Raw genomic sequence first — 12,990 nt, 5'->3', positions numbered from 1 at the left:
GCAAATCTGCGTTGTTCGGGTCATTCAATACCGTGTTTCAGCCACCGCCCTCTTCCGCCCCTGGCCAGCCCCTGCTGGCGCCAGAACGCGCCCGCTCGCGGGCCGGCCCGCGGCTGATCGCCGTGACCCGTCATGACGGCGCGCTGCGCCATACGGCCATGCACCGTCATGCGCGCGGCCAGTTGCTGGGCGCGTACCAGGGCTTGCTGACCGTCTACGCCGCAGACCAGCAATGGGTGGTGCCGTCCCGGCATGCCGTCTGGATTCCGCCCGGCCATCCGCATGGGCTGCGCTCGCATGGCCCATACGCCGGCTACAGCGCGTACCTGAGCCCCGCCGCCTGCGCCGGCCTGCCGAAGACGCCCTGCATGCTGCAGGCCTCGGCCTTGCTGCTGGCCGCCGTCGAGCGCGCGGCGGGCTGGCGGGACGCAACGGCAGACGCGGCCCGCGGCCGCATCGTGGAACTGATCCGGGACGAGATCCGCAGCATGCCGCGCGCAGGCGCCGCGCTGGTCCTGCCCCGCGACCCGCGGCTGCAGCGACTGGCGCTGGCCCTGTCGGACCAGCCGTCGGACACGCGGACGCTGGATGAATGGGCCGCCGGCATCGGCATGGCGCCGCGCACGCTGGCCCGCCGCTTCCTGGCCGAAACCGGCCTGCCCGTGGGCGCATGGCGCAAGCAGGCCCGCCTGATGCGCGCGCAGGAAATGCTGGCAGGAGGCGCGGCCGTGACCACGGTGGCGCTGGAGCTGGGCTACGACAACGTCAGCGCCTTCATCGCCATGTTCAAGCGCGAACTGGGCGCGACGCCTGGCCGTTACGGCAGCCCGGCGGGCCTGGGACTGCTCCCCTAGAAGCAGTCCCGCACAGGCGCCGGAGCCAATCCGCCGATCAGGACTCCGTGTCGGCCTTCTTGGGGCGGCGCGTACGGGTGGCGGTCTTGCGGGCGGGCTTGGCGGGCGCTTCGGCCTCGGCGGACGGCGTGGAAGCAGGAGCCGGCTTGGCGGCGGATTCCACAGGCGCGGCCGCGGATTTTGCCGCCGCGGCGCGCGAGGTCCTGCCCGTGCCGCTGTCGCCGGACTTGGCCGTTGCCGTCTTGCTGGCGCCGCGGCCGCGCTTGGCCGGGGCGGACGGAGCGGGCGCCGGTTCGGCGGCCGGGCTGGGCGTCCCGCCAGCGAAGGGATCGGACGGCTTGGCAGGCCGTTCCCGGCGCGTTTCCTCGGAGGGGGCCACGAAAGTCCACTCGGCAACGTTCACGGTCGGCGGCGGTCCGGCCACGACGGCAGTGTGCCTGGGAGTCGGAAACGGCTTGGGCATCGGGATGGGGATAAGCGACCGCTTGGGCGCACCGGCGGGCGGCGGCGTATCAGCCTGCCTGGGAGCGTCGGCTTGCCTCGGCGTATCGGCCTGCCTGGGAGCGTCGGCCTGCCTCGGAGCATCGGCTTGCCTCGGAGCATCGGCCTGGCTCGGCGTATCGGCTTGCCGCGACGCATCGCCTTGCGAGGGAGCATCCGCCTGCGCGGAGGCTTCGGAGGGAGCCTGGGCGGCCTCTTCGCGCACGCCGGCGTCGGCGGTCTGGCTGGCGCCTCTGCCCCCGCCCGCTGTCTTGCGGCCCCCGCGCGATTTACGGGCGGGCCTGCCGCCGGAACCTTCCTGCGCGGCGCCGGCTTGTGCATCGGCGGCATCGGCCGCCGGCTGGCGCGCGGCGGCGGATCGGGTCCCGCCACCGTGGATGGCCGGCTCTACGCCCGTGCTGTCGCGGTACACGTAGGTGCCGGACTTTTCCTCGCGGCCCACTTCGAGGAAGCCGCGCGACTGCGCCTCGTCCAGCAGGTTGCCGAAGGCGCGAAAGCCATAGTAGGACTCGTTGAAATCCGGCTTGCGGCGCTTGAGGGCGTCCTTCAGGGCGGACGCCCAGATCTTGCCGCTGTCGCCACGCTCGGCCATCAGCGCCTCGAAGGTCTCGACCACCATCTCGACGGCCTGGGTCTTGCGGGCCTCCAGCTCTTCCTTGCGGCGGCGCTCTTCGTCAGGCGTGCGGCGCTGGGCGGTGGCGGCGCCACCCCGGTTGTCGCGCCGGGCGTCGGCGGTGCGCTGGCCTTCACGCGCCAGGTCGTCATAGAAAATGAACTCGTCGCAGTTGGCGATCAGCAGGTCCGAGGTGGACTGCTTGACGCCCACGCCGATTACCTTCTTGTTGTTCTCGCGCAGCTTGGACACCAGGGGCGAGAAGTCCGAATCGCCGCTGATGATCACGAAGGTATTCACGTGCGACTTGGTGTAGCAGAAGTCCAGCGCATCCACGACCAGGCGGATGTCGGCCGAGTTCTTGCCCGACTGGCGCACATGCGGGATCTCGATCAGCTCGAAATTGGCCTCGTGCATGGGCGCCTTGAATTCCTTGTAGCGCTCCCAGTCGCAATAGGCCTTCTTGACCACGATGCTGCCCTTGAGCAGCAGGCGCTCCAGGACGGGCCGGATGTCGAACTTCTGGTACTTGGTGTCGCGTACGCCCAGCGCCACGTTCTCGAAGTCGCAGAAAAGCGCCATGCTGACGTTTTCGTTGGGGTTGTTCATGTTCTTCTCCAATGCTGCGGCCGCCTTGAGCAATGCCAGACAATGCGCCGCCAGAATTCGCCCATGATATACATATCCCGTTAAACGCCCCCGGCATCAGTGCCCCGCCCCCGTGTCCGACGCCCCCTTGCCTCCCGTCCTGACCACCGCCCGCCTCGTCCTGCGCCCCTTGAGCCTGCAGGATGCCGACGCCATCCAGCGCGTCTTTCCGCAATGGGAGGTGGTGCGTTTTCTGGCCGACCAGGTGCCCTGGCCCTATCCGCCGGACGGCGCCCGCAACTACGTCGAACACGTCGCGCTGCCCGCCATGCGCCGCGGCACCCAGTGGCACTGGACCATCCGCACGCAGGCCGAGCCGGACCGCCTGATCGGCATCGTCAGCCTGATGGACGACGAATCCGGCAACAACCGCGGCTTCTGGCTGGACCCCGCCCACCACGGCCGCGGCTACATGACCGAGGCCAGCGAAGCCGCCACCGGCTACTGGTTCGACGTGCTGGGCAAGCCCGTGCTGCGCGCCCCCAAGGCCATCGCCAATACCGCGTCGCGGAGAATCTCGGAGCGCAGCGGCATGCGCATGGTCAGCACGGAAGAACGCGGCTACGTCAGCGGCCGCCATCCCACCGAGATCTGGGAGATCACCCGCGACGAGTGGCTCGCCCGGCGCGGGGGCTGAGCCCGCATTATCCGGCCCCATTTCCGGCCGCCCGCCGCCCGGCTGACAGTCAGGTTAAGCCCGAGCTTACCGCCCCTTTCGCCCCGCTTTCCGGCCGATTGACCGCGGCCGCTCCTGGCTAGAATTCCCGAAAATCCGGCATTCCGCGTGTGGGATGCCTTTGTTATCGGGCAAGATCCATGAATCCGTCTACCGTCATCGGCGCCGTTGTCGGCCTGCTCACCCTGGTCATCGTCGTGGCGCTGTCCGCCACCGACACGAGCATGTACTTCAACCTGCCTGGCCTGGCCATCGTGCTGGGCGGCACCTGCGCCGCGCTGTTCATCGCGTATCCGCTGCCTGAAGTGGTCCGCATCTTCAAGCTGGTGCGCACCGTCTTTCGCAATGACCAGCACGACCAGCAGCGCGACATCGAAGAACTCGTGTCGATGGCGCAGCTCTGGATGAACGCCGACGTCCACAAGGTCGAGCACGAACTCAAGAAAGTCTCGAACCCCTTCCTGCGCACAGGCGTGCAGCTCATCATCGACAACACGCCGGAAGAGCAGATCATCGAGCTGCTGCAATGGCGCGTGGCGCGCCTGCGCGCCCGCGAACAGGCCGAGGCCCAGATGTTCCGCGTCATGGCCACCTTCGCGCCCGCCTTCGGCATGCTGGGCACCCTGGTCGGCCTGATCAACCTGATGGCCGTGCTGGGCGACGGCAGCATGCAGATGATCGGCCAGCAGCTCGCCATCGGCCTGATGACCACCTTCTACGGCATCCTGCTGGCCAACCTGGTCTGCAAGCCGATCGCGCTCAAGCTGGAACGCCGCACGGCGCGGCGCGTCGAGTCCATGAACATGGTCCTGCAAGGCATCTCGATGATGTGCGAGAAGCGCGGTCCCGCCATGGTGCGCGAGACCCTGAATTCCTTCGTCATGCACGTCGAAGACGAAATCTACGACGGCGGCGTGGCCGCCCAGCCCAAGCCCAAGACGGAAGGCCAGGTCAAGCCTGCCGCCCCCGCCGCCCCTGTCTCCATCGCCCGTCCGGCCCCCGCGCGTCAATGAGCCTGATTTCCCCCTCCCTGGCGCAGCGGATCGAACAGGCCCGCCAGGCCCAGCTGCGCGCCCAGAAAGTAGCCGCCAACAGCGGCTGGCGCCCCAGCGAGAGCGACCGCAAGGATCGCTATGCGCGCTGGCACGTCGAAGAAACGGTCGAGCAGGATTCCGAAAACTGGCTGCTGAGCTACCTGGACCTGATCACCCTGCTGCTGGCCATGCTGGTCGTCATGCTGGCGGTATCGCGCCTGCACGGCATGGGCTATGAAAAGTCGGAGCAGCCGGTGGAGCTGGTCGGCACGCTGGCCGCCAGCGGCCTGCCCGCGTACGACGGCGAATACTCCGAGTTCGAGGCCACTCCGATTCCCGCCAGCTGGGCGGAACCGGCAGCGCCCGCCCCGGCGGCCGAGCCCGAACCCGCCGCGGACGGCGTGGTGGTGGCACAGGCCGCCAAGCCGCTCACGGCGCCCTCCAAGGAATCGCTGGGCCTGGGAGACCTGGGCAAGTCGGTGGACGTGATCGTCAATGAACAGTCCGTCAGCTTCCGCATCAGCAACGAACTGCTGTTCCCGTCGGGTCAGGCCACGCTCAGCCCCGCCGGCCTCGATGTGATCAAACGCCTGGCCGCCATTCTGAACAAGAACGAATACCAGGTTTCCGTCGAAGGCCACAGCGACCCGGTGCCCATCCTGACCAAGCAATTCGCCTCCAACTGGGAACTGTCGAGCAGCCGCGCCACCAGTGTGCTGCGCGAACTGGCGCGCGACGGCGTGGCGCCGCAACGCCTGCGCGCGGTGGGCTATGCGGAAACGCGCCCCATCGAATCCAACGACACGGCCGCGGGCCGCGCCGCCAACCGCCGCGTCGAACTGATCATGGACATCACGCCGCCGCAGAAGCCCGCCCAGGCGACGGCCGCCCCCCAAGCGCCGGCCGCCGGCCCCGCCAAATCCTGAATCAACGGCATCCCATGAAACCGGCGCAAGCCGGTTTTATATTCCCCGGGCATGTAAAGGACACTTGACACCTCTTGGTCGTCACCCCAGAATGTCAAGCACGCTTTACATACCGGAGATACCCGCATGAACCAGGACCTGGCCAAGCGCCGCTATTTCAAGGAGCTGGGCATCGCCCTGGCGCTCTATGCCGTGCTGCTGGTGGGCGCGCTGCGCCTGGGCCAGAACCTGCCGCCCGGCGCCTTGCGCACCGTCGTCTTACTCAGCCCCATGCTGGCGTTCCTGCTGGCCCTGCGCGCCGTTGTGCGCGCCATCCGGCATTCGGACGAATTCATCCGCAAGACCACGCTTGAACACCTGGCCATCGCCGCCGCCGTCACGGCCGGCGTCACCTTCACTTACGGCTTCCTGGAGATCGCGGGCTTTCCCAAGCTCAGCATGTTCGTCGTCTGGCCGCTGATGGGTGCGGTCTGGGCATGCACGACCATCGTCGACCACCTGCGCCACCGATGAAAAACAGCATCCGCGAACTGCGCGCCGAACGCGGCTGGAGCCAGGCCGCGCTGGCCGAACGGCTGGAGGTCTCGCGCCAGACGGTCAACGCCATCGAGACCGGCCGCTACGACCCCAGCCTGCCGCTGGCCTTCGCCATCGCCCGCGTATTCGAGACCAGCATCGAATCGATTTTCCAGGAAGACTGAACGCCCGCGGCGTTCCGATCCGGGATGGCGCGGGCGCGGCGAACGGCGGTAATCTGGCAGACTCGCCGCCCTAGGCGCCCGAAGCCTCGCACTGGGAGTCCCAATGCCTTATATGTTGCTGATCGTCGAACCCGTAGGCCAACGCGCGCAGCGCACCCCCGAGGAAGGCCGCGAGGCCTATGCGCAAATGCTGGGCTACGCCGAAGGCCTGAAGGCGCGCGGATTGCTGGCCGCCGCCGAATCCCTGAAGTCCGAATCCGAAGGCGTCCGCCTGCAAATCCGCGACGGGGAACGCTCGCTGATGGATGGCCCTTATGCCGAAGCCAAGGAAATGATCGGCGGGTTCTTTCTGCTGACCTGCGACAGCCGCGAGGAAGCGCTGGCCCTGGCGGCCGAATGCCCCGCCGCCCAATGGGCCACGGTGGAGGTCAGGGAACTGGGACCGTGCTTCATGTAGACGCGCCCCGAAATGCAGGCGGCTGGCGGGGCGCGCGCCCGGCCAGCCGCTGAATCAGCAGTTGCCCTTCTTGGCCTGTCCGGGCGGACAGAAGCCGCCACGGCCGCCGCCATCGTGCGGGTCGACGACCACCGAGCCGCTGGGCGTATAGACGGCGCAGCCGGAAAGCAAGGAAGCAATCAGGGCAAGGCTACACAGGATTCTCATATCGGGACGTTGAAGTTAAGAACGCTGCGAGTGTATGGGAGCCCCCTGCAACCAGGGCTGGACCTTGGTAACCAGCTGATAGCGATGCGCATGCCTCTCATTTTCTAGGTGCTTACCCCAGGTCTGGCCATTCCATGTCGATTTGCCGCCCGCCTGTTCGTCGTACCTGTACAAGCCCGCTTCCGGGCTTTGCATTCCGACCCAAGGAGACTCAGATGCGATTCATGATCATCGTCCGGGCCACGCCCGACAGCGAAGCCGGCATGATGCCGGACGACAGCCTGCTTGCCTCGATGGCGACCTACCACGAAGCCCTGGTCAAGGCCGGCGTGCTGCTGGACGCCAATGGATTGCAGCCCACGTCCAAGGGCTGGCGCATTCACTACGAGAACGGCGAGCGCACGGTGATCGACGGCCCGTTCGCCGACACCAAGGAACTGATCGCCGGCTACACCATGATCCAGGTGCGCTCGCGCGACGAAGCCATGCAGTGGGCCATGCGCTTTCCGTCGCCCTTCCCCGGCCAGCCGTGCGCCATCGAAGTGCGCCAGGTGTTCGAACTGGAAGATTTCGAGCCCAGCAAGGAAGTCGACCGCTTCCGCGCCATGCCCTCCGCCAGCCATTGAGGCCCGGCCCCTCCCCTGACCGCAACACAAGAGAGACACGCCATGCACAAGCAGATATTCGTCAACCTCCCCATCAGCGATATGCAGCAATCCCAGGAGTTCTTCAAGCGCCTGGGCTTTACCTTCAACCCCGACTTCACCAATGATCAGGGCGCCTGCATGATCGTCGGGGACAACATCTACGCCATGCTGCTGGTGAAGGACTTCTTCCAGGGCTTTACCGGCAAGCCCGTGGCCGACGCCAGGCAAAGCACGGAAGTGCTGATCGCGCTGTCCTGCGAAAGCCGCGCCGAAGTCGACGATCTGGTCGCGCGCGCCGTCGCCGCGGGGGGCACGGCGCCACGCAGCCCGCAAGACCACGGATTCATGTATGCCCATGGCTTCGAGGACCTGGACGGCCACGTCTGGGAATTGGTGCACATGGTCGAAGAAGCGCCGAACGCATGACCCTGGCGGCCACGCATCGCGCCATCGAGGCGGTCTGGCGGATCGAAGCCGCGAGTGTCATCGCCGGCGTCGCGCGCCTGGTGCGCGACGTCGGGCTGGCCGAAGAACTGGCGCAGGACGCGTTGGTCGCGGCCCTGGAACACTGGCCCCATGCCGGCGTTCCGGACAATCCCGGAGCATGGCTGATGACCACCGCGAAAAACCGTGCCCGCGACCGCCTGCGACTGGACGCGCTGCATACCCGCAAGCACGAACAGATCGGCCACGAGCTGGAGGCCTTGCAGGCGGATGTGGAGCCCGATTTCGTCGATGCCCTGGACGCGGCGCGCCAGGACGACATCGGCGACGACCTGTTGCGCCTGATCTTCACCGCCTGCCATCCGCTGCTCTCCACCGAGGCGCGCGTGGCGCTGACCCTGCGGCTGCTGGGCGGGCTGACCACGGCCGAGATCGCGCGCGCCTTCCTGGCGTCGGAATCCGCCATCGCGCAGCGCATCGTGCGGGCCAAGCGCAGCCTGACGGCGGCGAAGGTGCCCTTCGAGGTTCCAGCGGCCGCCGACCGCGCGCCGCGCCTGGCATCGGTGCTGGAAGTGATCTACCTGATCTTCAACGAGGGCTATTCCGCCACCTCGGGGGACGACTGGATGCGCCCGGGGCTCTGTGATGAAGCGCTGCGCCTGGGCCGCATCCTGGCCGAGCTGACACCCGGCGAAGGCGAGGTGCACGGGCTGGTCGCCTTGATGGAGCTGCAGGCGTCGCGCCTGCATGCGCGCACCGATGCGCAAGGCCGGCCGGTGCTGCTGATGGACCAGGACCGCGGCCGCTGGGATCCCCTGCTGATCCGCCGCGGGCTGGCGGCGCTGGCGCGCGCGGACGCGCTGGGCGGACCTCGCGGCCCCTATGCGCTGCAAGGCGAACTCGCCGCCTGCCACGCGCGGGCGCGCACACCGGAAGACACGGACTGGCAGCGCATCGTGGCGCTGTACGACGCCCTTGCCCAGGCCATGCCCTCGCCGGTGGTGCAGCTGAACCGCGCCGTGGCCGTCGGCATGGCGTTCGGCCCGCAGGCCGGACTGGACCTGGCCGACCAGCTGGCGGCGCAAGCATCGCTGGCCAATTACCACTGGCTGCCCAGCGTGCGCGCGGACCTCCTGGCCAAGCTGGGCCGCAAGGCCGAAGCCCGCGAGGAATTCGAGCGTGCCGCCGGCATGACGCGCAACGCGCGCGAACGGGAGTTGCTGCTCGCGCGCGCACGGGAGATGCAAGCGGTGGATTGACGGCGCCCGGACATGCTTAAATTCCCGGCATGCGCTCCTCCGGCCCCGCCTCGTCCGACCCGGCCGCGCCCACCATCACGGGCGTGCCGGACGCGTTCGACCACCCCAACGACCGCGCGCAGTTCCGGCATGCGGCGCATCAGCCCGGCGTGGAGCTGTACCGCGCCCATATCATCCGGCACGCCTTCGAACCGCACACCCATGAAGCCTTCGGGCTGGGCGCCATCGAATCGGGCGTGGAGCGGTTTCGCTACCGCGGCGCCGACCATCTGGCGCCGTCCGGTTCCCTGGTGCTGATGAACCCCGATGAACTGCATACCGGCCGCGCCGAAACCGAAGGCGGCTGGCGCTATCGCATGGTCTATATCGACCCGGACGTGGCGGCTCGCGTGACCGGCGAGGCCGGCTGGTGGTTCGGCGCCGCCGTCGGCCACGACGCCGCCGGTGCGCAGCGCGTCACCGCCCTGCTGGACGCCTTGTGGCGCGCGCGCGAACCGCTGGCCTTCGACAGCGCCCTGCACTCGCTGCTGGGCGAATTCCGCCGACATGCCCAGGTGCCGCGCCCCGCCCGCGCCGAAGGCGCGCCGCGCTTTGCACCCGTCATCGACTACCTGCGCGCGCACCTGTCGCGCCGCCTGACGCTGGACGAACTGGCGGCGGTGGCCGGACTGAGCCCTTTCCACTTCCTGCGCCGCTTCCAGGCGCATTACCACGCCACGCCTCAGCAAATGCTGATGGCGCTCCGGCTCTACGAGGCGAAGCGCCTGCTGGCGGCTGGCCTGGCGCCCGCCCAGGTGGCGCTTGCGGCCGGGCTGACCGACCAGGCCCACCTCACGCGCGCGTTCTCGCGGCGTTATGGCGTCACGCCCGCGCGCTACCAGAAGCAGGTGCGCGCCTAGGGCGTGCGCCAGGCGTCTTCAGCCTGAACAGCCCCTGCCGCAATCTGGTACAAGATTCGCCCGGCGCGCCCTGGCTAGACTGGCGGGATTCGTGACCTGGAGCAATCTATGTGGGCTGGAACCCTTTACGCCCTGGCCGCCGGCCTGATGTGGGGGCTGGTGTTCGTCGGGCCCCTGCTGTTGCCGGAATATCCGGCTGCCCTGCAATCCGTGGCCCGCTATCTGGCGTTCGGCCTGATCGCCCTGCCGCTGGCCTGGCTGGACCGCCGCGGCCTGCGGCTGTTGACCCGCGCCGACTGGATCGAAGCGCTGAAACTGGCCGCCATCGGCAACCTGCTGTATTACCTGTGCCTGGCCAGCGCCATCCAGCGCGCCGGGGGACCCGTACCCACGATGATCATCGGCACACTCCCCGTGGTCATCGCCATCTGCGCGAACGTGCGCAATGCGCGGCGCGACGGCCAACTGCCGTGGAAACGCCTGGCGCCCTCGCTGGCGCTCATCGCGCTGGGCATCGCCTGCGTCAATCAGGTGGAATTGCAGGCCCTGCGCCAGGATGCGGACGCCGATCTGTCGCGCCATGCCGTCGGCGCCCTGCTCGCGCTGGGCGCGGTGGCCTGCTGGACCTGGTATCCGCTGCGCAACGCCGACTGGCTGCGCGACCACCCCGGCCGCAGCCCGCGCACCTGGGCCACCGCCCAGGGCGTGGCCACCCTGCCGCTGGCGCTGGCGGGCTACGGTCTGCTGTGGATCGGCATGGCGGCCACCGGCAGCGAATTCGACATGCCGCTGGGCCCGCGCCCGGAAGTCTTCCTGGGGTTGATGATCGTCATCGGCCTGTTTGCCTCATGGCTGGGCACGCTGTGCTGGAACGAAGCCAGCCAGCGCCTGCCCACCGCCCTGGCCGGCCAGCTGATCGTATTTGAAACGCTGGCCGCGCTGGCCTATGCCTTCATCCTGCGCGGCAGCATGCCGGAGCCGCTGAGCCTGATCGGCATCGCCTGCCTGGTGGTCGGCGTGCTGCGGGCGGTGCGGGTCAAGCCGCAGCCCGCCGCGGCCTGACGCAGCCACGGGCTCGGGTGTCCGGTGTCAGGCGCTGGGGAAAATGACGTCCGGCAGCCGTTGCAGGTCGTCGATGACTTCGAACGCGCCTTCATCCAGCAGCCGCTGCCGCTGGTCCGGACCGTTATGCGAGGCGCCCACGAAGCCCACCGCCCGCATGCGGGCCGCCCGGGCCGCCCTCAATCCCGGCACGCTGTCCTCGACCACCACGCATTCCAGCACCGCCGCGCGCATCTGCCGCGCCGCGAACAGGAATACGTCGGGCGCCGGTTTGCCGTGGGCCACCTGCGCCGTGCTGAATACATTGGGCGCGAATGCGTCCCACAAGCCGACCAGCCTGAGCGCCGCCTCCAGCTTGGGTGGCGTGCTGCTGGAGGCCACGCAGAGATCCAGGCCGCGTTCGCGCAACGCCCTGACCGTTTCATGGACATGCGGCAAGGCCCGCAATTCCTGGCGAAACGTGTTTTCCAGGCGGTCGGCATACTGCCGCGCGAAGCCCTCGGGCAGGGAGCAGGCATTCTCGGCTTGCAGCGTTTGCCACATGTCCGCGTCGGGAATCCCGGCGAAACGGTGCGCGGCCTCCTCGGGCGTGATGGCGATGCCGTGTTCGGCCAGCGCGCGCGACTGGGCGCGCGCGGCAATGATTTCGCTGTCGATCAGGACGCCGTCGCAATCGAAGATGACCAGGCGGGGAGCAGGCGTTTGCATGGGTTCTCCATCAGGAAGTTCCTCCATGATAGGCCTGCTTCATGACGGTCCTCCAGCAGCGGCGCGATCAGAGCCGCGCCGCCTTGACCCGCCGCAAGCACAAGGCGATGACCAGGCCGCCCAGGCCCGCCGCCGCCACGATGAAGGAGGCCGACGGCCAGCCATAGCGGTCGATCGCGCCGCCCACCGCCACCGGCCCGATCACCTGTCCCAGATTGCTGCCTTGCATCACCAGCCCCACCGACGCGGCCGTCAGCGCCGGACGCGGCGCCACCAGCGGCGCGGTGCCCAGCAAGGTGGCGGGGATCAGCCCGCCCACGGCCGAGAACAGCACGCACAGCAGGAAGGTCGGCATTGCCGGCAGCGCCGACTGGAAGATCAGCAGCGCCACCGCGCCCATCGTCACGCTGGCGCAGGCGATCAGCGTGGACCGCCGCCACCCGCGCGCCAGCAGCACGCCGGCGCCCAGATTGCCCACGATGTTGGCGGCGCTGGCGATGGCGCTGTACAGCCCCGCCGTGGCCAGCGTCAGGCCCAGCTGCTCCATCAGCAGCACCGGCAGGAAGGTGAACAGCGCGAAGAACATCAGGCTGTAGAGCGTGAACGACAGCGCGAGCAGCACCGGCCCCGCGGCGCCCGCGGTGTCGACCGTGTCCTGGCGCAGGCCCCGCCACGAAAGGCTGGCCCCGCGCGGCGTGGACGGCGCCAGCAAGGCCACGCAGGCCAGGGCCACGCCCGCGGCGATGCCCGCGCACCACCAATAGGCGTGCCAGTCGCCAAAGGCCTGGGACGCCAGCATCGCCACCGCCATGCCCGCGGGCATGTAGCAGCTCCAGAGCGCAAAGGCAAAATCCCGGCTGCCGGCCGTAACGATGCGCTGCAAGGCGGCCGGCCCCGCCACCGTAATCATCAGGAAACCCAGGCCCTCGATCACCCGCGAGCCCAGCAGCACCCCGTAGCCCGGGGCCAGCGCGCCTAGCGCCGTGCCCGCGGCCGTTGCCGCCAGGCCCAGCAGCAGCATGCGGCGGGCGCCGAACCGCGCAATCACGCCGCCCGCCGCGATGCCGCCGAGCATGCCCAGGACCGAGAACACCGCCGTCAGGGTGCCGATGGACGCCAGGTCCAGCCCCAAATCCTTGCGCAGCAGGGGCGCGGCAATGATCACCTTGCCCACCTGCAAGGCCGCCACCACGCCCGCCCCGACAATCGCCAGCACCGCCCCCCAGCGCGTCTCTGCCGCCCGGCCCGCCGCCGGCACGTTCTCAACCTTGTCCATCCCGTCCCCGCCTTGTCCACGATGCCGGCATCATGCCTGCCGGCGCCGATTCTGATAAGTGATAATCTTTTGACGAAC

16 protein-coding genes are annotated in these 12,990 nt (G+C 68.8%); 12 read left to right on the top strand and 4 right to left on the bottom strand.

Translation table 11 applies throughout. The annotated features are described in order from the left end of the window. Nucleotides 1–32: 32 nt before the first annotated feature. On the top strand, nt 33–854 hold the full coding sequence (locus tag HLG70_RS05155) for an AraC family transcriptional regulator (RefSeq protein WP_234103402.1): 822 nt from the start codon (nt 33–35) through the stop codon (nt 852–854). 37 nt (nt 855–891) lie between these two features. Here HLG70_RS05155 and HLG70_RS05150 read toward each other — a convergent pair whose 3' ends face one another. Next, nucleotides 892–2,577, bottom strand: a complete 1,686-nt coding sequence (locus HLG70_RS05150; RefSeq protein ID WP_171663634.1) for an NYN domain-containing protein — start codon at nt 2,575–2,577, stop codon at nt 892–894. A 112-nt stretch (nt 2,578–2,689) separates the two neighbouring features. On the opposite strand from HLG70_RS05150, the gene HLG70_RS05145 reads away from it, so the two are divergent. The 6 genes from HLG70_RS05145 (at nt 2,690) to HLG70_RS05120 (ending at nt 6,410) form a co-directional block, all read left to right on the top strand. Beyond that, nucleotides 2,690–3,253, top strand: coding sequence for a GNAT family N-acetyltransferase (locus HLG70_RS05145; RefSeq protein ID WP_234103401.1), 564 nt, complete (start codon nt 2,690–2,692; stop codon nt 3,251–3,253). A 179-nt stretch (nt 3,254–3,432) separates the two neighbouring features. Next, nucleotides 3,433–4,305, top strand: coding sequence for a motility protein A (locus HLG70_RS05140; RefSeq protein WP_171663635.1), 873 nt, complete (start codon nt 3,433–3,435; stop codon nt 4,303–4,305). After that, a complete protein-coding gene (locus tag HLG70_RS05135) occupies nt 4,302–5,252 on the top strand; it encodes an OmpA/MotB family protein (protein WP_171663636.1) in 951 nt (316 codons plus the stop codon). The genes HLG70_RS05140 and HLG70_RS05135 overlap by 4 nt, the downstream gene beginning before the upstream one ends. Nucleotides 5,253–5,378: 126 nt before the next feature. Beyond that, nucleotides 5,379–5,765: a hypothetical protein gene (locus HLG70_RS05130; RefSeq protein ID WP_171663637.1), complete on the top strand. Its 387-nt coding sequence runs from the start codon at nt 5,379–5,381 to the stop codon at nt 5,763–5,765. Continuing rightward, nucleotides 5,762–5,953 carry a helix-turn-helix transcriptional regulator gene (locus tag HLG70_RS05125; RefSeq protein WP_171663638.1) on the top strand — a complete coding sequence of 64 codons (192 nt, stop codon included), beginning with the start codon at nt 5,762–5,764 and terminating at the stop codon, nt 5,951–5,953. The genes HLG70_RS05130 and HLG70_RS05125 overlap by 4 nt, the downstream gene beginning before the upstream one ends. 103 nt (nt 5,954–6,056) lie before the next feature. Further along, a complete protein-coding gene (locus tag HLG70_RS05120) occupies nt 6,057–6,410 on the top strand; it encodes a YciI family protein (protein WP_171663639.1) in 354 nt (117 codons plus the stop codon). 54 nt (nt 6,411–6,464) lie between these two features. Here HLG70_RS05120 and HLG70_RS05115 read toward each other — a convergent pair whose 3' ends face one another. Further along, nucleotides 6,465–6,617 (bottom strand): hypothetical protein, encoded by a 153-nt coding sequence (locus HLG70_RS05115; RefSeq protein WP_171663640.1) that lies wholly within the window; start codon nt 6,615–6,617, stop codon nt 6,465–6,467. 215 nt (nt 6,618–6,832) lie between these two features. Here HLG70_RS05115 and HLG70_RS05110 point away from each other — a divergent pair, with 215 nt between their 5' ends. The 5 genes from HLG70_RS05110 (at nt 6,833) to HLG70_RS05090 (ending at nt 10,928) form a co-directional block, all read left to right on the top strand. Next, complete coding sequence (locus HLG70_RS05110) at nt 6,833–7,243, top strand: YciI family protein (RefSeq protein WP_171663641.1); 411 nt, start codon at nt 6,833–6,835, stop codon at nt 7,241–7,243. A gap of 42 nt (nt 7,244–7,285) precedes the next feature. Then, nucleotides 7,286–7,690 carry a VOC family protein gene (locus tag HLG70_RS05105; RefSeq protein WP_171663642.1) on the top strand — a complete coding sequence of 135 codons (405 nt, stop codon included), beginning with the start codon at nt 7,286–7,288 and terminating at the stop codon, nt 7,688–7,690. Next, nucleotides 7,687–8,967: an RNA polymerase sigma factor gene (locus HLG70_RS05100; protein ID WP_171663643.1), complete on the top strand. Its 1,281-nt coding sequence runs from the start codon at nt 7,687–7,689 to the stop codon at nt 8,965–8,967. The genes HLG70_RS05105 and HLG70_RS05100 overlap by 4 nt, the downstream gene beginning before the upstream one ends. Before the next feature lie 29 nt (nt 8,968–8,996). After that, nucleotides 8,997–9,866, top strand: a complete 870-nt coding sequence (locus tag HLG70_RS05095) for an AraC family transcriptional regulator (RefSeq protein WP_171663644.1) — start codon at nt 8,997–8,999, stop codon at nt 9,864–9,866. Between the two features lie 108 nt (nt 9,867–9,974). Continuing rightward, on the top strand, nt 9,975–10,928 hold the full coding sequence (locus HLG70_RS05090; RefSeq protein WP_171663645.1) for a DMT family transporter: 954 nt from the start codon (nt 9,975–9,977) through the stop codon (nt 10,926–10,928). Between the two features lie 27 nt (nt 10,929–10,955). Here the strand turns inward: HLG70_RS05090 and HLG70_RS05085 are convergent, their stop codons facing one another. Then, nucleotides 10,956–11,636, bottom strand: a complete 681-nt coding sequence (locus HLG70_RS05085; RefSeq protein WP_171663646.1) for an HAD family hydrolase — start codon at nt 11,634–11,636, stop codon at nt 10,956–10,958. A gap of 67 nt (nt 11,637–11,703) precedes the next feature. Next, nucleotides 11,704–12,912 carry an MFS transporter gene (locus HLG70_RS05080; protein WP_171663647.1) on the bottom strand — a complete coding sequence of 403 codons (1,209 nt, stop codon included), beginning with the start codon at nt 12,910–12,912 and terminating at the stop codon, nt 11,704–11,706. Between the last annotated feature and the right edge of the window lie 78 nt (nt 12,913–12,990).

It is taken from the genome of Achromobacter deleyi (genome assembly GCF_013116765.2).
In the GTDB taxonomy this organism is placed as follows: Bacteria; Pseudomonadota; Gammaproteobacteria; order Burkholderiales; family Burkholderiaceae_B; genus Achromobacter; species Achromobacter deleyi_A.
The sequence above is the reverse complement of the archived record's forward strand: the minus strand, read 5'-3'. Positions and strand labels throughout refer to the sequence as shown.

Coding starts and splice junctions, on each gene's coding strand:
- HLG70_RS05100 (WP_171663643.1), top strand. CDS start 7,687: ATGACCCTGGCGGCCACGCATCGCGCCATCGAGGCGGTCTGGCGGATC.
- HLG70_RS05090 (WP_171663645.1), top strand. CDS start 9,975: ATGTGGGCTGGAACCCTTTACGCCCTGGCCGCCGGCCTGATGTGGGGG.
- HLG70_RS05150 (WP_171663634.1), bottom strand. CDS start 2,577: ATGAACAACCCCAACGAAAACGTCAGCATGGCGCTTTTCTGCGACTTC.
- HLG70_RS05085 (WP_171663646.1), bottom strand. CDS start 11,636: ATGCAAACGCCTGCTCCCCGCCTGGTCATCTTCGATTGCGACGGCGTC.
- HLG70_RS05120 (WP_171663639.1), top strand. CDS start 6,057: ATGCCTTATATGTTGCTGATCGTCGAACCCGTAGGCCAACGCGCGCAG.
- HLG70_RS05115 (WP_171663640.1), bottom strand. CDS start 6,617: ATGAGAATCCTGTGTAGCCTTGCCCTGATTGCTTCCTTGCTTTCCGGC.
- HLG70_RS05110 (WP_171663641.1), top strand. CDS start 6,833: ATGCGATTCATGATCATCGTCCGGGCCACGCCCGACAGCGAAGCCGGC.
- HLG70_RS05130 (WP_171663637.1), top strand. CDS start 5,379: ATGAACCAGGACCTGGCCAAGCGCCGCTATTTCAAGGAGCTGGGCATC.
- HLG70_RS05135 (WP_171663636.1), top strand. CDS start 4,302: ATGAGCCTGATTTCCCCCTCCCTGGCGCAGCGGATCGAACAGGCCCGC.
- HLG70_RS05140 (WP_171663635.1), top strand. CDS start 3,433: ATGAATCCGTCTACCGTCATCGGCGCCGTTGTCGGCCTGCTCACCCTG.
- HLG70_RS05125 (WP_171663638.1), top strand. CDS start 5,762: ATGAAAAACAGCATCCGCGAACTGCGCGCCGAACGCGGCTGGAGCCAG.
- HLG70_RS05095 (WP_171663644.1), top strand. CDS start 8,997: ATGCGCTCCTCCGGCCCCGCCTCGTCCGACCCGGCCGCGCCCACCATC.
- HLG70_RS05080 (WP_171663647.1), bottom strand. CDS start 12,912: ATGGACAAGGTTGAGAACGTGCCGGCGGCGGGCCGGGCGGCAGAGACG.
- HLG70_RS05105 (WP_171663642.1), top strand. CDS start 7,286: ATGCACAAGCAGATATTCGTCAACCTCCCCATCAGCGATATGCAGCAA.